24 protein-coding genes and 1 pseudogene are annotated in these 21,461 nt (G+C 49.6%); 17 read left to right on the forward strand and 8 right to left on the reverse strand.

What is annotated here, in order from left to right; genetic code table 11:
- The first annotated feature begins 10 nt into the window (after positions 1-10).
- Together pgsA and R2083_RS06090 are read left to right on the forward strand one after the other, a co-directional pair.
- The gene (pgsA, locus tag R2083_RS06085) at positions 11-595 is read left to right on the forward strand and encodes a CDP-diacylglycerol--glycerol-3-phosphate 3-phosphatidyltransferase (RefSeq protein ID WP_108698284.1); all 585 of its coding nucleotides are present in this window, start codon (positions 11-13) and stop codon (positions 593-595) included.
- Positions 596-627: 32 nt separating this feature from the next.
- Positions 628-1,068 (forward strand): YaiI/YqxD family protein, encoded by a 441-nt coding sequence (locus tag R2083_RS06090; RefSeq protein WP_317537868.1) that lies wholly within the window; start codon positions 628-630, stop codon positions 1,066-1,068.
- Between the two features lie 174 nt (positions 1,069-1,242).
- Here R2083_RS06090 and R2083_RS06095 read toward each other — a convergent pair whose 3' ends face one another.
- Positions 1,243-1,503: a hypothetical protein gene (locus R2083_RS06095; RefSeq protein WP_317530901.1), complete on the reverse strand. Its 261-nt coding sequence runs from the start codon at positions 1,501-1,503 to the stop codon at positions 1,243-1,245.
- A gap of 258 nt (positions 1,504-1,761) precedes the next feature.
- Between R2083_RS06095 and R2083_RS06100 the strand changes: the two genes are divergently transcribed.
- Positions 1,762-2,130, forward strand: coding sequence for a hypothetical protein (locus R2083_RS06100; RefSeq protein WP_317537869.1), 369 nt, complete (start codon positions 1,762-1,764; stop codon positions 2,128-2,130).
- Here R2083_RS06100 and R2083_RS06105 read toward each other — a convergent pair.
- Positions 2,102-2,560: an integrase core domain-containing protein gene (locus R2083_RS06105; RefSeq protein WP_317537870.1), complete on the reverse strand. Its 459-nt coding sequence runs from the start codon at positions 2,558-2,560 to the stop codon at positions 2,102-2,104. The genes R2083_RS06100 and R2083_RS06105 overlap by 29 nt on opposite strands.
- A 36-nt stretch (positions 2,561-2,596) precedes the next feature.
- On the opposite strand from R2083_RS06105, the gene R2083_RS06110 reads away from it, so the two are divergent.
- A complete protein-coding gene (locus tag R2083_RS06110) occupies positions 2,597-3,826 on the forward strand; it encodes an IS256 family transposase (protein WP_317537414.1) in 1,230 nt (409 codons plus the stop codon).
- Here R2083_RS06110 and R2083_RS06115 read toward each other — a convergent pair.
- Positions 3,823-4,254: a hypothetical protein gene (locus R2083_RS06115; RefSeq protein ID WP_317537415.1), complete on the reverse strand. Its 432-nt coding sequence runs from the start codon at positions 4,252-4,254 to the stop codon at positions 3,823-3,825. The two genes, R2083_RS06110 and R2083_RS06115, sit on opposite strands and share 4 nt — an antisense overlap.
- Positions 4,255-4,387: 133 nt before the next feature.
- Between R2083_RS06115 and R2083_RS06120 the strand changes: the two genes are divergently transcribed.
- Positions 4,388-5,398, forward strand: coding sequence for an esterase-like activity of phytase family protein (locus tag R2083_RS06120; protein WP_317537871.1), 1,011 nt, complete (start codon positions 4,388-4,390; stop codon positions 5,396-5,398).
- Positions 5,399-5,516: 118 nt separating this feature from the next.
- On the opposite strand, the gene R2083_RS06125 is transcribed toward R2083_RS06120, so the two are convergent.
- Positions 5,517-6,374 carry a DNA adenine methylase gene (locus R2083_RS06125; protein ID WP_317537872.1) on the reverse strand — a complete coding sequence of 286 codons (858 nt, stop codon included), beginning with the start codon at positions 6,372-6,374 and terminating at the stop codon, positions 5,517-5,519.
- A gap of 499 nt (positions 6,375-6,873) precedes the next feature.
- Here R2083_RS06125 and R2083_RS06130 point away from each other — a divergent pair, with 499 nt between their 5' ends.
- The 11 genes and pseudogenes from R2083_RS06130 (at position 6,874) to R2083_RS06180 (ending at position 18,220) form a co-directional block, all read left to right on the forward strand.
- On the forward strand, positions 6,874-9,738 hold the full coding sequence (locus R2083_RS06130) for a ribonucleoside-diphosphate reductase subunit alpha (RefSeq protein ID WP_317537873.1): 2,865 nt from the start codon (positions 6,874-6,876) through the stop codon (positions 9,736-9,738).
- A 171-nt stretch (positions 9,739-9,909) separates the two neighbouring features.
- Complete coding sequence (locus tag R2083_RS06135; protein ID WP_317537874.1) at positions 9,910-11,100, forward strand: ribonucleotide-diphosphate reductase subunit beta; 1,191 nt, start codon at positions 9,910-9,912, stop codon at positions 11,098-11,100.
- A 459-nt stretch (positions 11,101-11,559) separates the two neighbouring features.
- Positions 11,560-11,827: pseudogene (locus tag R2083_RS06140) on the forward strand (ribonucleotide-diphosphate reductase subunit beta); the annotation flags it as partial.
- An 89-nt stretch (positions 11,828-11,916) separates the two neighbouring features.
- Positions 11,917-12,390 (forward strand): hypothetical protein, encoded by a 474-nt coding sequence (locus R2083_RS06145; protein WP_317537875.1) that lies wholly within the window; start codon positions 11,917-11,919, stop codon positions 12,388-12,390.
- Between the two features lie 58 nt (positions 12,391-12,448).
- On the forward strand, positions 12,449-12,982 hold the full coding sequence (locus tag R2083_RS06150) for a pYEATS domain-containing protein (RefSeq protein WP_317537876.1): 534 nt from the start codon (positions 12,449-12,451) through the stop codon (positions 12,980-12,982).
- A 349-nt stretch (positions 12,983-13,331) separates the two neighbouring features.
- Positions 13,332-13,568 (forward strand): type II toxin-antitoxin system RelE/ParE family toxin, encoded by a 237-nt coding sequence (locus R2083_RS06155; protein ID WP_317537877.1) that lies wholly within the window; start codon positions 13,332-13,334, stop codon positions 13,566-13,568.
- Positions 13,569-13,675: 107 nt separating this feature from the next.
- Positions 13,676-14,008: a helix-turn-helix transcriptional regulator gene (locus R2083_RS06160; RefSeq protein WP_317537878.1), complete on the forward strand. Its 333-nt coding sequence runs from the start codon at positions 13,676-13,678 to the stop codon at positions 14,006-14,008.
- A gap of 211 nt (positions 14,009-14,219) precedes the next feature.
- On the forward strand, positions 14,220-14,684 hold the full coding sequence (locus R2083_RS06165) for a mobile mystery protein A (RefSeq protein ID WP_107803205.1): 465 nt from the start codon (positions 14,220-14,222) through the stop codon (positions 14,682-14,684).
- 7 nt (positions 14,685-14,691) lie between these two features.
- Positions 14,692-15,285: a mobile mystery protein B gene (locus R2083_RS06170; protein WP_317537879.1), complete on the forward strand. Its 594-nt coding sequence runs from the start codon at positions 14,692-14,694 to the stop codon at positions 15,283-15,285.
- 241 nt (positions 15,286-15,526) lie between these two features.
- On the forward strand, positions 15,527-16,912 hold the full coding sequence (gene fumC / locus R2083_RS06175) for a class II fumarate hydratase (RefSeq protein ID WP_317537880.1): 1,386 nt from the start codon (positions 15,527-15,529) through the stop codon (positions 16,910-16,912).
- 6 nt (positions 16,913-16,918) lie between these two features.
- Positions 16,919-18,220: an MFS transporter gene (locus R2083_RS06180; RefSeq protein WP_317537881.1), complete on the forward strand. Its 1,302-nt coding sequence runs from the start codon at positions 16,919-16,921 to the stop codon at positions 18,218-18,220.
- 121 nt (positions 18,221-18,341) lie between these two features.
- Here R2083_RS06180 and R2083_RS06185 read toward each other — a convergent pair whose 3' ends face one another.
- The 3 genes from R2083_RS06185 to R2083_RS06195 all read right to left on the reverse strand — a co-directional run bounded on the left by R2083_RS06185 (position 18,342) and on the right by R2083_RS06195 (position 19,944).
- Positions 18,342-18,497: a hypothetical protein gene (locus R2083_RS06185; protein ID WP_317530894.1), complete on the reverse strand. Its 156-nt coding sequence runs from the start codon at positions 18,495-18,497 to the stop codon at positions 18,342-18,344.
- Between the two features lie 161 nt (positions 18,498-18,658).
- Positions 18,659-19,456, reverse strand: a complete 798-nt coding sequence (locus R2083_RS06190; protein WP_317530893.1) for a sulfite exporter TauE/SafE family protein — start codon at positions 19,454-19,456, stop codon at positions 18,659-18,661.
- A gap of 32 nt (positions 19,457-19,488) precedes the next feature.
- Positions 19,489-19,944 (reverse strand): EVE domain-containing protein, encoded by a 456-nt coding sequence (locus tag R2083_RS06195; RefSeq protein WP_317537882.1) that lies wholly within the window; start codon positions 19,942-19,944, stop codon positions 19,489-19,491.
- 160 nt (positions 19,945-20,104) lie between these two features.
- On the opposite strand from R2083_RS06195, the gene R2083_RS06200 reads away from it, so the two are divergent.
- Positions 20,105-20,761, forward strand: a complete 657-nt coding sequence (locus tag R2083_RS06200; RefSeq protein WP_317537883.1) for a TlpA family protein disulfide reductase — start codon at positions 20,105-20,107, stop codon at positions 20,759-20,761.
- A 32-nt stretch (positions 20,762-20,793) separates the two neighbouring features.
- Here R2083_RS06200 and R2083_RS06205 read toward each other — a convergent pair whose 3' ends face one another.
- Positions 20,794-21,453 carry an HAD family phosphatase gene (locus R2083_RS06205; protein WP_317537884.1) on the reverse strand — a complete coding sequence of 220 codons (660 nt, stop codon included), beginning with the start codon at positions 21,451-21,453 and terminating at the stop codon, positions 20,794-20,796.
- Positions 21,454-21,461: the final 8 nt, after the last annotated feature.

The raw sequence follows: 21,461 nt of genomic DNA on the forward strand, positions 1-21,461 counted from the left end.
TCATATCATCATGCCTTTCAACCTCCCCAATATTCTGACCTGGCTGCGCATTCTGGCCATTCCGCTATTTGTCGGTATTTTCTATCTGCCGCACACCTGGCTGTCGCCGGTGCAGCAGAATTTAGTGGCGACCGTGATTTTTGCCGGTGCCGCGATTACCGATTGGCTGGATGGTTATCTGGCGCGCGTCCTTAATCAAACCTCGGCATTCGGCGCATTTCTCGATCCGGTCGCCGACAAACTGATGGTCTGCGCGGCTTTGATCGTGCTGGTTTATCTGGAGCGGCTGGATGCGCCCATCGCCTTTGTGATCATCGGACGGGAGATTACCGTATCGGCATTGCGCGAATGGATGGCGCAAATCGGCCAATCGAAAAGCGTCGCGGTATCTTTCCTCGGCAAAATCAAAACCACGTCACAAATGATCGCCATTCCGCTGCTGCTGTACCATGAAAAAATCGGCGAGCATTTCGATCCGCAGCAAGTCGGCACTTGGTTTATTTACATTGCCGCGGTGTTAACGCTGTGGTCGATGTTTTATTACCTGAAAGCCGCCGTACCGAAGGTACTGGAAGATGAAAAAAAACGTTCCTGATGGTTTCACACACATGACTGGGACGATCAGCAATGAAAATCTGGATTGATGCCGATGCCTGTCCGGTGGTGATTAAAGAAATTCTCTTTCGAGCGGCCGAACGAACGAAACGGCAGTTGATCCTGATCGCCAATCATCCCCTCTACATCCCGCCATCGCCCTTTATCTGCATGCAGCAAGTCGAATCCGGGTTTGACGTGGCCGACAATGAAATCGTTAAACGAGTGGAAAGCGGCGATCTGGTGATTACCAGTGATATTCCCTTGGCGGCGGAAGTGATCCGGAAACAAGGTCTGGTACTGAGTCCGCGCGGCGAACTGTACACCAAGGAAAACATCGGCGCGCGTTTAAGCATGCGGGATTTCATGGAAAATCTGCGCAACAGCGGCGTGGATACCGGCGGCCAGTCCGCCTTGAATCAAAATGACCGCAAAATGTTTGCCAATCAATTGGATAAGTTATTGGCACAATAACCGGACTGGGTCTTATTCTGTCAAGACTGGCATCACCCATCTGGTCGTGACTTGCTTGCCTTTTCAGGCCGGAAAGATCGCGGAAGCCTGCCGCTATCGTATAAAGATCATCATTACGCTGTAAGCCGTTCTGGAATCCCGTAATCATTTGCTTCCCGTTAGGCTGGGTATTGATTACATTCGCAATTGCTTGTTAAACATAGATTCCAATGCACGTAGCGATACGGCTTGCTGCAAGACCCTTTTCCCTGCGTTTTTTCTCTGCTTTAAAATTAATTCATGCAATTTCTGCTCGGTTATGTCAAAAAAATGTTTCTTTCTCTTGCCATTTATCGATGTTTGCATTTTCGCTTTGATGCCAGCGTTTTCCAGTTTTCGCTTGGCTGTAATAGCGCAACAACCCAATATTTCTGATACTTGTTTGGTGGTTAACATTTTTATTTCCTTGGTCAGCAATTTCATTTGTTTTTATAAAAAATGAATTTTATTCAGTCGACTGTTACGCCTGAATGACAATTTTCAGAAACCGCTATGCGGAATTACTGATAACTGCCTATGCCATTGAGAAGATCGGATCCGGTTCATATTTCTGTCATGCTGCTGTCATTCCAGCGTGCAAAAATTGCACGGCTTCCCAGTATCAAGATTTATCATCAAATGACTGAATTTCATAGAACTTCGTAGGAAATGGATATGATAATTTTTACACAAAAATCAAAAATAATTCTGCCAATGCTTTTGGCAATCTCATTGGTAGTACCGATTGCAAATGCAACGCCTGTATTACTGGGTATCGGTAATCTCCCAGGTGCCGGAAGTGATTTGTCTGGTCTGACAGATACACTTGAAAGTGGAGTTTCTGCTAACCTACTTGGCGGAATGGGTTCTGGTTTTGCATATGCCGGCAACAATACATTCTTGGCATTGCCGGATAGGGGGCCGAATGCGCTTGCCTATGCGGGAGGAAGTGCCGTGGATAACACGACATCCTATATTTCTCGCTTTCATACAATTAGCTTAAGTGTAAGAAATCTCAGGGTTGTTTACAGAGAGGTTGATTGAAATAAGCGTGAAGTATTTCATAAGGGGTAGCATTATTCAAACTCTTATGAGGTTTGACGGTATTGTAGAAGTTAATGAAACGGGAAAGCAGAACGCGCCGATCGGCGCAGTCTTTAAAGGAAATCTGGCTGTGCCACATATCCATCAGGGTGCGGATGACTCGTTCGGCTTTGCCGTTGGTTTGCGGACGATTGATGCGGGTAAACTTCTGTCCGATACCGTGTTGTGTGCAAGCTTTGCCGAAAGCATGGCCGTCAGTTCCTTTAAATTCCTTGCCGTTATCGGAATAAGCGCAGTCGATCTGATACGGACATTGGGCAATGACAGTGTCTATGAGAAAGCGAGCTGCGCTGTGTTGAGTTTTATCGGGAAAAATATCGGCATACAGCTCCCTGGAAGGAGGTGTAAATAATTTTGTGTAAATGGTCATATTGCAGGAAACTGTTTATATATTTTTGGAGCAAAAATGACCACACCCAAACCCCTGCCAGCCGGCTTAATTGATAGCCTGCTGGCCGATTACAAAAAGCCAGAAGATTTAATCGGTGAGCATGGTCTTCTCAAGCAACTCACCAAAGCGTTGGTTGAACGTGCCTTGCAAGCAGAAATGGCCGATCATCTTGGTCACGATAAGCACGAAACGGTAGTCAATGCCACTGGCAATACCAGAAATGGTAAAAGCCGTAAGACCCTGAAAGGTGAATTCGGTGAGTTACCCATCGAGATCCCCCGTGACCGTGAGGGCAGCTTCGAGCCTCTGATCATTTCCAAGCATCAGACCCGCTGGGCGGGCTTTGATGACAAGATCCTCTCGCTGTATGCCCGTGGCATGACAGTGCGTGAAATCCAACAGCACCTCACTGAAATGTATGGCACAGAAGTATCGCCTACGCTCATTTCTACGGTCACTGATGGCGTAATGGATGAAGTGAAGCAGTGGCAATCCCGGCCTCTCGATGCGGTGTATCCTGTGATCTATCTCGATTGTATCCATGCCAAAGTTCGTGACGCTGGTAGCGTTCGTACCAAAGCGATTTACCTGGCGATCGGCATTAACATGGAGGGCCATAAAGAAATACTGGGCTTATGGATTGCTCAGACCGAGGGTGCCAAGTTCTGGCTCAGCGTTGTCACTGAACTCAAAAATCGTGGCGTGCAAGATATCTTTATCGCCTGTGTCGATGGCTTAAAGGGCTTTCCCGAAGCGATTGAAACCATCTATCCACATGCCATTGTACAACTCTGTATCGTGCACATGGTTCGTAATAGTCTCAACTACGTCGGCTGGAATAAACGCAAGGAAGTAGCTGCTGATTTACGTTTGGTCTACAGCGCCGCCACGATTGATGAGGCTGAACACGCGTTAGCCGACTTTGAAGATAAATGGAACTATGCTTATCCACCGATCGCCCGATCTTGGCGCAATAACTGGCAACGCATCATTCCATTCTTCGACTACCCGCCTGAGATACGGCGCATTATTTACACCACCAATGCGATTGAGTCAGTCAATATGAGCCTACGCAAAGTCAGCAAAAACCGTGGATCGTTTCCCAACGATGAAGCTGTGATCAAATTGTTCTATTTGGCTCTCAGCAATATCGCCAAAAAATGGTCTATGCCACTAAGAGATTGGAAACCGGCACTAAACAGGTTTACTATTCAATTTAACGAAAGAATGCCTCGGCATTATTAACCACCGTTTACACAAAATCTAGGACACCCCCCCCTGGAAAAATCATCGATGGCCACAAACAGGTACTCGCGAGGTTCATTGGCGGATTGCCCTTTCAACAAGGAAAGCCGCTTGGTATCAAAGTGAACAAGCTCGCCTGGGTAAGACTTGTTATAGCGTTTGGCTTCACGCTTGAGCCGTTCCTGGATGGCTTGTTCGACCTTAGCCAGGCGCTTAAGACCGTATTGCAACGTCTTGAACCGCTGATTGGTACTGTCACGCGGCGTAAATTCCTGCAGTCTCGCGCGTTTCAGTACATCATAAATCGTTGGCCGGCTGACATGAAAGCGTTCCGCCAAATGCGCCACCTTCCACAGCCGGGTTTGATAAAGCCGCCAGATTTCCTGACGATCTAATAAAGTTAATCGGGTGCGTTTGTGTATGTTCATCTACAGTATTCTCCCAAATACTGTAAACAACGCTAGTAATTCTTACAGCTTAAGCTATTCGGCAGGAACCACGCTTCCTCTCACCGTTACAACTACTTTAAACAGCACCACTCTGCTTTCAAGCACCACGCCTTTGACTTATGCAGCTGGCGCTGCGCTTTCGTTAAACACAGCAACAATTAATTATTTCAGCGGCCGTTCGGATAATTTTGGAGCGGGCAACTCACTCAATTCCAATAATGGAAGACTCGATCCGGAAGGCATTCGCGTCTCAAACGATGGTAAAAGTGTGTTTATCTCCGATGAATATGGTCCTTACGTTTATCAATTCGACCGTCAAACCGGCGAGCGGATCAAATCGTTCACCTTGCCGGACAATTTGGCTGCTGCTAACCTAAGTTCAAGTGGTGCTTCAGAGATCAGTGGCAACGTCACTGGCCGGGTTGCCAACAAAGGTATGGAAGGGCTCGCTATTTCTCCGGATGGCACAACGCTATTCGGTTTTATGCAAAGCCCATTGCTGCAGGATGGTGGTGACGGCGGACGAGCCAACCGCATCGTTTCGATTGATATTGTTACTGGCGCAACGCACGAATTTGCCTACGACAACCGGATTGGTACTAAGAATTACAATAGCAGTGAAATACTGGCCCTTAATAATCATGAATTCTTAGTTCTTGAACGGGATGGCAAGGGACTGGGTGACGGTTCAAAAGCAGCGATCAAACAATTATGGAAGGTTGATTTGAATGGTGCTACCGACATCAGAGAAATGAGCGGTGAAGCCAATTTATTGACCAATCAGGGACACCCGGATAAGAGTTTGTTTCTCGATATTAGAGCGCTACTCAATGCGAATGGCATTACGGATGCAAATATCCCGGCCAAGCTGGAAGGCGCAGCTTTTGGCGATGACGTCATCGTTGGCGCAGAAACTTACCACACGCTCATATTAGCCAATGACAATGATTTTTCAGCCATTGCGGGGGATAATCAGTTCTTCGTCATTGGTTTCAAGGACGCAGATCTCGGCGGATCTGTTTTTCTTCCTCAAGCAGTAGCAGCAATCCCAGAACCGGAGACCTATGCAATGTTGTTAGCGGGACTGGGTTTATTGGGATTTATGGTGCGCCGTAGAAAGTAATCATCGCTATAATTTAGGTTTTAACTATAACAAATGGGGTTCAAGCCCCCATTTGTTATCTTGGACAAAGGTACGAGATTTTTTTCCTCGGATTGTTGCAAAGACCGTGCGTTGAGTTTTAAGCGGTTTTTAAATTGGATGGATTTTTCCAGTCAGGAATGATCAATCGATTACTGAAAATCATGATTTCAGAATCTTCAAGGCGATTTCGTCCATTGCTGGGAATATCATAGACAATAGCCGGATAACCTTTGTACATCTCCACAATTCCGGGGTGATTCGGATATGAAACTATCCAGTGTTGCATGACATTTTCCTTGATCAGTTTTGCCATACTCACTCGATTATGATGAGAATCGTGATCTTTATGAAGACTTCGCTCTTCGGTATGACAGGGAGTATCAAAGTAAACGAGTGTTTTATCCGGTAGTGACGGTAATACTGTTTTAATTAAGCCGGTAGCATCTTGGTTATATAAATGAATGCATGAGCGATGCAGCGCAATCCATTCAATGCCGCGAATCAAATCTCGCTTATTAAAGCGGGCATCAAACTTCCAGCGCTTGCCTTGGCTTTTTCCATCGGTAACATCGCCGTATAGAATTCCTAACCGGTTAATCCGATTTAGAAAGAAGATTGAGAAGCCTACTTCGAGCGCGCTATGATTTTCAGGGGAACGCAAGATATCTTGTTGCCGCTGCCATTCTTCTGTTGTTATTTTAATATCGTGAATAGCTTTACAAAGCGCTTCCGGTTGATTGATGACGCTGTGCCAAAAAGCGTATATCGCAGGATTTGCATCGTTCAAATGAATATGAGACACGTAACCTTGAGTGAGTAAATTCAGTGCGATCCCTGCGCTTCCGGCATAGGGCTCAACATAATGTCCACCCAGTAAATCGTTTTGCGCAAAAATTATTTTAAAAAAGCTGAGCATGTTGCTTCTTCCTTTGGGGTAACGCAGCGGGGTATTCAACTTCATAGAGCGCTCCATCGCGAATTTGATGTGATGTTCATCATAAGCTCACAGGCAAAATTGAAATTATTTTTATTATACATTCGCGGTGAAAAATAATGTGCAATCAGTAATTTGTAACATTTCTGTAATAAAACTTTTTTGGTATTCGTGACAGCGCATTGTTGAATAGCCGGAAATTGCGATTGCTGAATCAATCATCAATCCGGCGGGTCCCTGATTTTTCAACAACCGTTGCAAATTTACATCACGCGTCAATGCAATCTTAACTTCCTGATAGCAATTAATCTTAAGCAAAAAATTAGCGGTTTTTTGCTGCCGCGATACAAAAATCCGCAAAATTTTTCTGCACAAAAAATAATTTGTGTTGTACCATTGGTGCCATAGCATTCTCCATCAACCACTAGATATTGTGGTTCTGTTCAAATAATGCTATTCCATTGAATCAACAGAAATTTGTATTTTTCTTTGATGAATCATCAGTCAGGAGGAATCACCGATGCAGCTCGCGACAGAACAAACTCACCTCAAACCTGTTTCCGGAAGTCAAAGTTTTATGGATACACCAGTACAAAATTCCCGTTTTTCCCAGCATAAAATCATCCGCCGCAACGGTGCGGTGGTGGCGTTTGAGCCGGGCAAGATTTCGGTGGCGCTGACCAAGGCGTTTATTGCCGTCGATGGCGGGCAGGGCGCGGCATCGGTGCGGGTGCGCGAAGTCGTGGCCAGCCTGACCGAAGAAGTGGTCAATGCCTTGCTGCGCCGCCAGCCGGACAGCGGCACGTTTCATATCGAGGATATTCAGGATCAGGTCGAGCTGGCATTGATGCGCTCGGGCCAGCACGATGTGGCGCGCGCTTATGTGTTGTACCGCGAGGAACGCGCACGCGAACGCGCCAAGCTGAAGCAGAAATCGGCTGCCGAGACGGCTGCGGAAACGTTGTATGTCGTCGATAACGGCCAACGCGTGCCGCTGGATGTGGCCAAATTATCCGCATTGATCGAATCATCCTGCGCCGGTTTGGGCAATACCGTCGATCCTGCGCTGATTCTGAAAGCCACCGTCAAGGATTTGTACGACGGTGTCTCGTTCGATGAAGTCAACAAATCGCTGGTGCTGTCGGCGCGCGTGCTGATCGAAAAAGACCCTGCGTACAGTTATGTCACCGCGCGCTTGTTACTGAACAACGTGCGTCACGAAGTGCTTGGCGAGGAAGTGACGCAACAGGCGATGCAGGCGCACTATAAAGATTATTTCCCGGTATTCATCAAACGCGGTATCGAAGCCGAGCTGCTCGATCAACGCCTGGCGCAATTCGATTTGAGCCGTCTGGCCGACGCGCTGGACGCCGAGCGCGATTTGCAATTCGACTATCTCGGACTGCAAACGTTGTACGACCGCTATTTCCTGCATATCAAAGAACGTCGCATCGAGCTGCCGCAAGCGTTCTTCATGCGCGTGGCGATGGGTCTGGCGTTGAACGAGATCGACCGCGAAGCGCGCGCCATCGAGTTTTATCACGTGTTGTCGAGTTTCGATTTCATGAGTTCGACGCCGACCTTGTTCAATTCCGGCACCTGCCGCTCGCAACTGTCATCGTGCTACCTGACCACCGTGCCGGACGATCTCGACGGCATTTACGAAGCGATCAAGGAAAACGCATTGCTGGCGAAATACGCCGGCGGATTGGGTAACGACTGGACGCCGGTGCGGGCCATGGGCGCGCGCATCAAGGGCACCAACGGTAAATCGCAAGGCGTGGTGCCGTTCCTGAAAGTGGTGTCCGATACCGCCGTGGCGGTCAATCAAGGCGGCAAGCGCAAGGGTGCGGTGTGCGCGTACCTGGAATGCTGGCATCTGGATATCGAGGAATTCCTGGAATTGCGCAAAAACACCGGCGACGACCGCCGCCGCACGCACGACATGAATACTGCCACATGGATTCCCGATCTGTTCATGAAACGCGTGATGGAAGGCGGCGACTGGACCTTGTTCTCGCCGTCGGATACACCCGATTTGCACGAGAAATTCGGCCAGCAATTCGAGCAAGCGTATCTCGGTTACGAAGCCAAAATCGAGCGCGGCGAGCTGGATCTGTACAAAAAGATTCCCGCCGTGCAATTGTGGCGCAAGATGTTGAGCATGCTGTTTGAAACCGGCCATCCGTGGATTACCTTTAAAGATCCGTGCAACGTACGTTCGCCGCAGAACCATATCGGCGTGGTGCACAGCTCCAACTTGTGCACGGAAATCACGCTGAACACCAACGACAAGGAAATCGCTGTGTGCAATCTCGGTTCGGTCAATCTGCTCGCGCATCTGAAAGATGGCGCGCTCGATCTGGACAAACTGAAACGCACCGTGCACATCGCTATGCGCATGCTCGACAACGTCATCGACATCAATTTCTACGCCGTCGCCAAAGCACGCAATGCCAACCTGAAACACCGTCCGGTCGGTCTGGGCATCATGGGATTCCAGGATTGCCTGCATCAACTGGGCATTCCGTACAGCTCGCAAGAAGCGGTGGAATTCGCCGACCGTTCGATGGAAGCGGTGGCGTATCAGGCGTATTGGGCATCGACCGAATTAGCGCAAGAGCGCGGCTGCTACAGCAGCTACAAAGGCAGTCTGTGGGATCGTGGCATTCTGCCACACGACACGCTGGAAGTGCTGCGCCAGGAACGCGGCGGGTTTGTCGAAACGGATTTGTCGGCGACGCTCGATTGGGACGCATTGCGTGCACGCATCCAGCAGTACGGCATGCGTAATTCCAACTGCCTGGCGATTGCGCCGACCGCGACGATTTCCAACATCGTCGGCGTTTCCGCCAGTATCGAACCGACCTATCAGAATCTGTACGTCAAATCGAACTTGTCGGGCGAATTCACCATCGCCAACAAATCGCTGGTCAACGATCTGAAAAAACTCAATCTGTGGGACGAAGTGATGATTTCGGATTTGAAATACTTCGACGGCGCGATCAGCAAAATCGACCGCATTCCGGACCATATCCGCGCTTTGTACGCCACTGCGTTTGAAATGGATCCGCTCTGGCTGATCGAAGCGGGCGCGCGGCGGCAGAAATGGATCGACCAATCGCAATCGCTGAATATTTACATGGGCGGCGTATCCGGCAAGAAACTGGATGAAACCTACAAACTGGCGTGGCTGCGCGGTCTTAAAACCACGTATTACTTGCGTTCGATGGGCGCCACGGCAGCGGAAAAATCCACGGTGCGCGCCGGATCGCTGAACGCGGTGCCGTCCGATGGCGGCGTGGTCAAAGCTGCGGTGGAAGTGTCCACGGTGGAAATCAAGTACTGCGCGATCGATGACGAGAGCTGCGAGTCTTGCCAATAATTCGAAACACCGATTAATTGCCTGCACAAGCGATTTGCTGCGTTGGGTGGTGCTCGGAAACTCGCCTATCTTGCGATATGTCTCGTTTCCTGCGCTCCATCCGCCTTGCAACTCATCTTGCTCGGCGAATTACTCAGTGTTTCTTCAACAATATAAAAGAAGGAGTTCACCATGCTGACATTTGAAGACGAACCGCAACAACCGCAAACACCACCAGTCAGCGCCATGCCGCGCACCGCCTTGCACGATTTTGAATTGCCGCTGGCAACACCGGCGCAAGATGACCGCGATCACAGCACCGCCAGCCATCAGGCGGCCGCGGATGACGTGGCCGGCAGCGCCAACCGCCGCATTTCAGTTGAGGACAAATCCATCATCAACTGCAAAGCGGACGTCAATCAATTGGTGCCGTTCAAGTACAAATGGGCGTGGGATAAATACCTCGGTGCTTGCGCCAACCACTGGATGCCGCAGGAAATCAGCATGAGCCGCGATATCGCGCTGTGGAAAGATCCGAGTGGCCTGACCGAGGACGAACGCCGTCTGGTCAAGCGCAATCTGGGTTTCTTTGTTACCGCCGATTCGCTGGCGGCCAACAACATCGTGCTCGGCACCTACCGCCACATCACCAACCCGGAATGCCGCCAGTATCTGCTGCGTCAGGCATTCGAGGAAGCGATTCATACCCATGCGTATCAGTACATCGTCGAATCACTGGGACTGGACGAAGGCGAGATTTTCAACGCGTACCACGAAGTGCCGTCGATCCGCGACAAGGACGAATTTCTGATTCCGTTCATCGATACGCTGACCAATCCGCACTTCAAAACCGGCACATTGGAAACCGATCAGCAACTGCTCAAAAGCCTGATCGTGTTCGCCTGCATCATGGAAGGGCTGTTTTTCTACGTCGGTTTCACGCAGATTCTGGCATTGGGACGGCAAAACAAAATGACCGGCGCGGCCGAGCAATACCAATACATCCTGCGCGACGAATCGATGCATTGTAATTTCGGCATCGACGTGATCAACCAGATCAAAATGGAAAATCCGCAGCTGTGGACCAAAGCGTTCCGCGACGAAATCGGCGCATTGATGCAAAAAGCCGTGGCGCTGGAATACCGCTACGCCGAAGACACTATGCCGCGCGGCGTGCTCGGCATGAACGCGCCGATGTTCAAGGAATACCTGCGCTACATCGCCAACCGCCGCTGCCAGCAAATCGGCCTGGACGCGCTGTACCCGAACGCCAACAACCCGTTCCCATGGATGTCGGAAATGATCGATCTCAAAAAGGAAAAGAATTTCTTTGAGACACGCGTGACGGAGTATCAAACGGGTGGGGCGTTGAGTTGGGATTGAGGGGAGTGCGACAGGTGCAGTCCGTTTATCAACATTTTTTCTTGGATATATTACGTGTGCTTGCATAAGCAAAGGTGTCGCGATAAGTCATGAAACTTTGTTTCGTTGGAGTTACATCTATTCTGTTTCTCTTGGGTTGCACCACGGTTCAAAAAATTAAACGCCCTGAAGGTGTAACCGAGTTTCTTATTGCTTGTGGTGCAGGTTCCGGCTGGAACATTTGTTATGAAAAAGCCAATGAGCTATGTCCATTGGGATATAAGACACTTTTCGAAGATGCAGGTTTCAACCGAAAGGAGCTACGCATTTCGTGTCCAACTACCAGTGAGTAATCATGGTACTGCAAACTTGGGATCTAATCAGTCATTCCAGTGGATACGCTTTGTGTCGTTGAGTTCCAGATCGTCTCAACAGCTCGTAGGTTGGGGTGAGGTACGAACCCCAACACAACAAAGTCGCCTGATGAAAAAGGCCGTGGCGCTGGAATACCGCTACGCCGAAAACACCATGCCGCGCGGCGTGCTCGGTATGAACGCACCGATGTTCAGGAATACCTGCGCTACATCGCCAACCGCCGCTGCCAGCAAATCGGTTTGGATGCGCTTACCCGAACGCCAATAACCCGTTCCCGTGGATGACGGAAATGATCGACCTGAAGAAAGAAAAGAATTTCTTTGAAACGCGCGTGACCGAGTATCAAACGGGCGGGGCGTTGAGTTGGGATTGAGGGTTGTAGTAGTTGGCGATCCGTTTATGCAACATTTTTTGTCGGATATATTGCGTTAATCCTCAATAGACGAAGATCAAGGAGAATCAATGGAAATTAGTGCATCAGCGTCATTTTGGATCGGTATGATAGGGACGCTTGTGGGTGTCCTAAGTGGTGGCATAGCAGTTTATCAGTGGGCTGTTATTAACGAGGCAAAAAAGAGGCGCCATGAAATTCAGTTTATCTTGGCTGGTGTGGGTCATCTTGTGCTAAGTAAGTGCCAGAGTTGGAATAACCAAATTGCATTGCTTGCTAGGCCTGAAACAGCTGATGGTCTAGGGATTTTTCGAGTGCATGTTAGTGCAAGAGATGATATGAATGAGATTCACAGTCTAGTTACTGCGCTAGAAGGAACTATCGATTCAAGCTCTTCGGCGTCTAAAGCACTACTTCAGAAAAGTATAGAGCAAGCAAAGCTAAACAACGAACTTCAAGAAACGGCTCTGAAGAATCCAACTAGGCATGAACCATTAGTAAATAGGGCTGAAGAGCCGAGATCGGAAAGTGGTGGTGCTAAATAACATTGCTGCGCGATAAAACTGCGCAGCATCGGTGACTTCTACGTTAGGTGATACGCGAATGACAACTTCGGAGGTAATTTCACTTGTTCAAGCGATCATCTGGCCTACATTCGCTCTGATAGTTGTTTTTGTATTTCGCCGAAGCCTCATCAAACTGCTTTCAGCGGTTGAGAAGCGAATAGATTCTGGGGCTGAAGTAACGAGTACTTGGGTTACATTTGGTGCGGTTCCGTCAAACCTAAAATCGCCCGAAGGTAACGCCCCCGTAACCGATAGCCACTTGGCACTCATCCACAGCAGTTGGCGTTATCCGAAGAAAGATGCCGAATACAAAAGACCGATGTACACCTTTCATGTTGTGATCCAGGCAACTGATGAGGTTTTGGATAGAATCGAGAGCGTCAAATATAGCCTTCATCCCTCATACCCAAACCCGATCCAGATAGTGACCGATAGAAAGTCGCGGTTTAAACTCAAAGAATTGGCTTGGGGAGAATCCAGTGTTCGTGCGGAGATTAAGATCAAGGAACAGGAGCAAACTATCAAGCTCAGCAGATACATCAACCTCACTCAATCTGGCCCACGGATATAGGATATACCTAACATTGCAATCAAAGGGATCGTCGCCTTTTTGCGGGGTTCTGGAGATTGTATTCGACACTGAATTACATCAGTCTAATGAAGTTTGGGCAAAACTTTGTGGCCCAGTTAGTTGGGAAGAATCGCATAATAAGCGTATTAAGATGTACGTATTACCGGATGCAACTATGTAATACCGTGAAGAACACGACACGATGAGTGTGGTCGAGGTGCCCGCCGAAGCATTGTGGGGCGCGTGAACGTAGCGTTCGCTGCAGAATTTCACGAAATTAAGTTTCTTACAACGATCTGAATTCTTATATTTTTGTTGAAAAACTTATTTTAGGCTTATAATCATAAGTGTGAATGACATCAGTTGGAAACCGAAAGCGCTGAAACAGGTTGAGAAAATCAAGGCTGCCGCTGTGCGCAAAAGAATTTTTACTGAAGTTCAGTCGCTGGCTTATTTTCCGGATTGCCAAGGTGTCAAGAAACTTGCCAATCATGCGTATAACTACCGGCTGCGAGTTGGCGATTATCGGGTATTTTTCGAGTTTGACGGCAGCGTGCATGTTATTCCATTTCTAAATCAAACATGAGTTTGTCAACTATCCTTGTCGTATTAATCATACTGTCCTTCGGATAGCTTTCGCGTCATGTTTGATTTGGAAACGGAATTATTGATATTGAGGAGGTGAAAATCGCGATGAGTGCACTTATTAATTACCAAACCATCCTGGATAGCACCGGAAAACCGGCTTTTGTCGTCGTGCCTTATGCCGAGTTTGTCAAACTTCCCGGCGTGGTACGCCCGGGCATGATCCCCAACGAGGTTGTTGGTAAACGCATCATGAATGAAGTCAGTATGCTCGCCGCCTGGCGCGAATACCTGATGCTGACGCAAGAGGAAATGGCTAAACGCATGGGGATTACGCAAGCCGGTTACGCACAGATAGAAGCTGCCAAACGCCCGCGCAAGGCAACCCTTGAGAAAGCCGCAGCGGCTATGGGTATTACCTTGGATCAGCTCGCGTATTAAAGGGCGCGTTTGGAGTTAAACAAAATCGCAATCCTGGTCAACCAATTTCCCCAATTCATTCCATTTATAGTCTTGTCTTGATGGATTTTGCAATCTTCACTAACAAACGAATCTGTCCCCTTCGATATTTTTGTTCATATATGAATGTTAATTAATTATTGATATGCTCATATTTATGTACTAATATGATCGATAATATGGATATATTAATATGAACAAAAACCAAGCATCGCTAGCTAGAAAGCAATTGGAAAGACGTCTCGCACCCTTGCGTGAAGCAGGGGTTGTTGCGCCGCCGCGAGGATGGATAAAAGCCATTCGTGAAGCACTTGGCATGACTGCCCGCCAGCTTGCCGCGCGTATGGATGCTTCCCCTTCACGTATTCCGGTGATCGAAAAAGCGGAAGTGACTGGAGCAACTACGATCAAGACCTTGCGTGAAGCCGCCGAGGCAATGAACTGTACCTTTGTGTATGCTTTCGTGCCGGCAAAACCGCTCGATGATATTCTGCGTGAGCGTGCCATTCAGAAAACGCGCAAAGACATTGCCCGGCTCGATCACACCATGCGACTGGAAAACCAAGCTTTGCTCAAATCCGATCTCGACGATGAACAGCGGCGCATGGTCGAACTGATTCTATCAGGCTCACTAAAAGGGTTATGGGAGGATAAGTAGCATTGTCATGTCAGATCCTTTATTTATCGAGGACGATGATGCGAATACTCCACTTACAGACGAAGAGCGTGAACAGCTTATTCCTGCCTATATCACGTTGCGGCACGAACTCAACGAAGCGGAGCAAATCAACATCGGTGAGGCGTTGCGCTGGGCTACCGCACGCAAGAAACGGGATGTGCTGGAGCAAAATTTCTTGCGCCAATTGCATAAGCGCATGTTTGGGGATGTGTGGCGTTGGGCAGGGCAATATCGCACCTCAGCCCGCAACATTGGTGTCGATGCCTATCGGATCACAATGGATATGCATCAAGCGATTGACGATGCTTGTTACTGGATCGAACATAAAACCTATCCGCCGGATGAAATTGCGGTGCGATTTAGTCACCGCCTTGTTGCAATCCATCCGTTTCCCAACGGAAACGGACGCATTTCGCGTCTTATCGGCGATCTTCTCGCCCAGCAGCTTGAACAGGAGCCATTCACATGGGGGCGTGCAAATCTGGTCGATGCCGGAGAAACCCGCGCTCGCTATATTGAAGCCTTACGTGCCGCTGACAATCACGATATAAAGCCACTCCTGCTATTTGCCCGTTCTTAAAGAAATGCTGATTAATTCGGCGAACGAGAGGAAGCACGAGGCGCACGGAGCGAAGCAGCCAAGACCTATCAACAAGATAGGCGAGGATGCGAGTACCGCGCAACGAAGTGATTCGCTCGTGCAATCAATTAATCAGCGTTTCCTTAACTGTTGGAATGATAAACTCATGGTAATTCAGCGATGCGTTGGTAAACCAGAACCGCAATTTATTCAATGATCTAATTTGATGAGGTAACTATCTATGCAAACCCGTGAAGAACGCGACACCATGGGCGTGGTCGAGGTGCCCGCCGCAGCGCTGTGGGGCGCGCAAACGCAGCGCTCGTTGCAGAATTTCAAGATTTCCGGCGAGCGTATGCCGGTGGCGCTGATTCATGCGCTGGCTAGGGTCAAGCGCGCTGCCGCCAAGGTCAATCACGATTTGGGGTTGCTCAATGCGGCCAGCGCGGCGGCGATCATCGAGGCGGCCGACGAAGTGACCGCCGGTCATTTCGACGATCAGTTTCCGCTGGTGGTGTGGCAAACCGGTTCCGGCACCCAAACCAACATGAATGTCAACGAAGTGCTGGCGAACCGCGCTTCGGAAATTCTCGGCGGCGGGCGCGGCGCGGATCGCAAAGTGCACCCCAACGACGACGTCAACAAAGGGCAATCGTCCAACGATGTGTTTCCCACCGCGATGCACGTCGCTGCCGTGCAGGAATTGCAGCATCGCTTGATTCCGGCGCTTCAATTATTGCGTGAAACCTTGGCGGCCAAGGCGCAAGCGTTCGAATCCATCGTCAAAATCGGCCGCACGCATTTGCAGGATGCGACGCCACTCACCTTGGGGCAGGAATTTTCCGGTTATGTGGCGCAATTGGATCACGGCTTGCGGCATGTGCAAGCATCGATGGGGCATGTGTGCGAACTGGCGCTTGGTGGCACGGCGGTTGGAACCGGATTGAATGCGCATCCGGAGTTTGCGACACGTGTGGCGGCGGAATTGTCGCGGCTGAGCGGACTTCCTTTTGTCACTGCACCGAACAAGTTTGAAGCATTAGCAAGCAACGATGCCTTGGTGCACGCGCACGGCGCGTTGAAAACATTGGCCGCGTCACTGATGAAAATTGCCAACGATATCCGCTGGCTGGCATCCGGGCCGCGCTGCGGCATCGGCGAATTGCGCATTCCCGAGAATGAGCCGGGCAGTTCGATCATGCCGGGTAAAGTGAACCCGACGCAATCGGAAGCGATGACGATGGTGTGCTGCCAAGTGATGGGCAACGATGTGGCGATCAACATGGGTGGTGCGCTGGGGAATTTCGAGCTGAACGTGATGAAACCGCTGATCATTCATAATTTCCTGCAAAGCGTGCGCTTGCTGGCCGATGCGATGGTCAGCTTCAACGACCATTGCGCCACCGGCATCGAAGCCAATCGCGAGCGTATCGACGCGCTGATGCACAATTCGCTGATGCTGGTGACTGCATTGAATCCCCATATCGGCTACGACAAAGCCGCCGAGATTGCGAAGAAAGCGCACCGCGAAGGCACGACATTGAAAGCCGCCGCGATTGCGACCGGTTACGTCACAGCAGAGCAGTTCGATGCCTGGGTGGTGCCGGAAAAGATGACCGGCAAATAGCGCCTGATGGCTTCTTCTTCCAATACCTCCGAACCGGTCACGCGCCGCGAACGTTTTGCGTGGTGCATGTACGATTTCGCCAACTCCGGCTATACCACCGTCATTCTGACCGCCATTTTCAACGCTTTTTTTGTTGGCGTGATTGCCGCTGAGCAGGGGAGCGGCGATGCCACGTTGTTGTGGACGCTGGCGATGGCGGCAGCGAATGCGCTTGTTTTAATCAGCGCGCCGGTGGTGGGCGCGATTGCCGATTATTCCGGCGCTAAGAAACGCTTTCTGACGGTCACCACCATCGGTTGCGTGGTGTTTACCGCATTGTTGTATTTTGCCGGGCCGGGCGATATTGCACTGGCGGTTGTGCTGGTTATTCTGGCGACGTTTATGTTTGCCAGCGGCGAGAATCTGATCGCGGCTTTTTTGCCGGAAATCAGCACACCGGAGACGATCGGGCGGCTTTCCGGTTATGGCTGGGCGCTGGGATATTTTGGCGGTTTGTTGACGTTGGCGTTGTGTCTGGCTTATGTCACGTACGCCGAAAAGCAGGACATCGAAGCCGTGCAGTATGTGCCGGTGACCAATCTGATCGTGGCGGCGTTGTTTGCACTGGCCGCGCTGCCGACGCTGCTGTGGCTGCGCGAGCGCGCCACGGTCACGGAATCGTTCGACAGCAGCCATATCGTGCGGCAAGGGTTTAGCCGTTTGCGCGCTACGTTGCGTCAGGCCCGTCTGCATACCGATTTGTTCCGTTTTCTGTTGGCATTGACCACGTACTATGCCGGTATTCATATCGTGATCGTGCTGGCGGCGGTATATGCGCAGGAAGTGATGGGGTTTCAAACCAAAGATACGATTATTTTGATCATGATGGTGAACGTGACGGCGGCGATGGGCGCTTTTCTGTTCGGCCATCTGCAGGATCGCATCGGCTCGCTGCGCTGTATCGCGATCACGCTGGTCATCTGGATTGCGGCGATTGGCTGCGCGTATTTTGCGACGGACGAATGGCTGTTTTGGGTCGCTGCCAATTTGATCGGCACGGCCTTGGGTGGCGCGCAATCGGCGGGCAGGGCGCTGGTTGGGCAATTCACGCCAGCCGGACGGCAAGGCGAGTTTTTCGGTTTATGGGGGCTGGCGACCAAACTATCCGCGATGATCGGCCCGCTGACGTATGGTGCAATGGTTTATTTGTTTGCCGGAGATCACCGCATCGCGTTGCTCAGCACGTTGGCGTTTTTTGTTCTCGGCCTTGCGATGCTCGCAACCGTCGATGAGCAAAGAGGGCGTGAAGCGGCCAATATCGAGTACTAAAGGAATTTATGGGGTAGTTCGGGGGATTTTTTGAAGGCTCCTGTAGGAGCAATGTCGATCCTACAGGGTATTACTCAACAACAATAAACAGTGAAACGGATGAATAGTTAAAAATTAACTATTATTTACCTGGAAGTTCGTTACGGCCTTCCGCTGGTTTACCTTCATGAGTGGTGCCATAGTTATCTGAACTTGCGCTTTCTGGCGCTGTAGGTTTTCCACATGCCACTAACGATAATGCTAAAAGTGTTACAACAAAAAGTGCTGAAAATTTCATTTGTAGCTTTTCCCTAAAGTTAATAAATACAACTCTTACTTTTTTGTCACAACAAAACTATACCACGTTACGAAGAATAGTCACTGATAAATTGCGATTTGGCGCACTTAAATACCCGCTGGATCGTTTTGAGTTTGAAATTGGCTTGTTGCCAGCCGGATTTATAGGATAGTAATTAACATTCTGATACCCAAGCCATAGAGCAAAATAACAAAGATTGTTCTGAGCGTGGCGGTTTTGGTGGAATGCGTGAGTTTTGCTCCGAGCGGCGCTGTCAGCATGCTGGCCGACACCAGCCAGGCTAATGCGGGTAAATAAACATAGCCTAAGCTGAAATCGGGCAGCGTTTCCGATTGTAAGAAACCATTCACGATATAACCGGCCGTGCCGGCCAAGGCAATAGGAAAACCGATGGCAGCGGCGGTGCCGATAGCGTGTTGCAGTTTGACGTTGCATAGCGTCAGGAATGGCACGGACAACAATCCGCCGCCGATTGCAACCAAGCTGGATAGGGCGCCGATGACATTACCGGCGAGAAACAGGCCGAATCTCCCTGGGAGTTGAAATAGGGGGCTGGGGCGGAATTGCAGCAGCATTTGCGTGGCGGCGTAAAAAATGAAAACGACAAAAATAACACTCAGCAGTTGACCTGTCATTGACCCGGCCAGGGTCGCGCCGCCAAAAGTACCGAGAAAAATACCCGGGGTAATATGCTTTACGATGGGCCAGTTTACGGCGCCATGCTGGTGGTGTGTGCGTAAGCTAACGGCGGAGGTGAAAATGATGGTGGCCATCGTGGTGCCCAGCGCAAAATGGATGATGCGGTCGGCGGGAAAGTCCTGCGCAGTGAACAGTGAGATAAGTACGGGAACGATGATCAGACCGCCGCCAATGCCGAGTAGCCCGGCAAAGAATCCCACAAATGCTCCGGTTAACAGATAAATCAACCACCATTCCATAATGTAAGCCTGATAAAAATAATTGGATTGTGCTACAGATACTGCAAGATAAATTGCCACTCGGATGGATCGACCGGTGTGATCGATAAACGGTTACCCGTTTGCAACACGCGCATTCTGCTTAGTTGCGGATATTGCCTTAATTCCCTGATCGGGATCAGACGCGTTCTGTGCAATAGCATGATGTCGACATTAAACCAGCGCGGATTGTCTTGCGTTGCTTTAGGATCGAAATACTTGCTGGCCGGATTAAATTGCGTGGCATCCGGATACGCCGGTTTGCTGACAACCGCTATGCCCATGATACCGGGGTCTTTGCAGCAGGAGTGATAGAAAAACACTTGATCGCCCACCGCCATCTGGTTGCGCATGAAATTGCGCGACTGATAATTACGCACGCCTTCCCAGGCTATCGTTTGATCCGGCCGTGCGGCAAAATCATCGATACTGAATTCATCCGGTTCAGATTTCATTAACCAGTAGCGCATTTTTTACATGAGGGGCGATTTTTACAGGCAACTTTGTCATCAGCGGCTCATTATAATGGATGACTTTCCGCCAGTTTTATTTTTGATGAAAATTCTGCACGCTAACGGCCAGCTTCTGTAGTATATTCCAAAACTTTTCTGCATTCTGACGACTTACACTATGAATAATCACACACTTTCTGATATTGCGGTGGATACCTGGGTACAAGGCGGTCCACTTTCGCTTAACGAACTGACCGGTTCGGTGGTCTTAATCGAAGTTTTTCAGGTCAATTGCCCGGGTTGTTTTATTTACTCGCTACCCCGAGCGGTTGATTTGCATGAGCGGTATCACGCGCAGGGTTTGACTGTGATCGGCTTGGCCACTGCATTTGAAGATTACGATAAGAATACGCTAGAGAATTTACAAAAGTTAATCGCGACCGGTGAAGTGATCGGTGAAACCTATAAGGCGCTCAATCAATACGGTTTATTATCGGACGGTAAGTTGACGTGGAAAATACCGTTTGCGGTGGGTATGGATCGGGTTGTGGTGGAAACCGAACCGGTGACCGATGAACGCGTGCTGCATTATGCACAAAATTTTTTACCCGATTTCGACAAGTTCAGCGATGAACAGAAGAAAACCGTGTTGCAGCAAGTCAACCATTATATGACGCAGAAATCGATGCGCGCGGAAACTTTCGAGCGCTTTGCGTTGCAAGGAACGCCATCGTGCATTTTGTTCGACCGTAAAGGTGAATTAAAGGATGTGTCGTTCGGGCAAATAGACTATAAACAGGCGATGGTCGAGCATTTTCTGGCAGAGAAAATTTAGTTTCATGAAAGGTTTTGCCACGATGTTCTTGTTTAACCGGCAGCTAGCGTTTTTTGAAGCCAAGCCTCGAATGCCTGATGATGATTCAGATCATATTGCCAGCAGAGGAATCCCATTTGCTGGCCGGCCGCGATATTTTGCGGCTGATCGTCAATATAAATCGTCTCGGCTGGATCCAGCCGGTATGTGTTGATCGCATAGTGATAAATGGCCAATTCCGGTTTCAAAATACCGGCTTCAAATGACAATATTCTGTGTTCAAAGAGAGCGAACTCAGGGTAGGCGGTAAATATCCACGGACAATGAATCGCATTAATATTTGAAATCAGAATCAAATTGTGGTTATCAGCGGCCAGTTGACGGACACAATGCCACATGGATGCATTGGGAGTGAAGATTTGTTGCCAGGCCTGGTAAAACTGCTCCCGGGTTGCATCACTCCCCAAGACGCTCAACGCCCAATCTGCAAAACCGGCAGGATCGATTTGTCCGCTTTCCAATGCGTCTTTGCGGTGCAGCACCGAGTGAATCCGTTCGTGCGCGTCATCGGTTCCTGATGGAATCAGCCGCGCCAGCGACGATTCAAAATCAAAATCCAGCAATACGCGGCCGATATCGAATAAGAATGTTTTCGTGCGGAAGGGAGGATTTCTGCTGCTTTGCTGCATCAATGGAATTGCGTGTGTAGTCATCGCGGGAA

The organism is Nitrosomonas sp. Is35 (genome assembly GCF_033063295.1).
GTDB lineage: Bacteria > Pseudomonadota > Gammaproteobacteria > Burkholderiales > Nitrosomonadaceae > Nitrosomonas.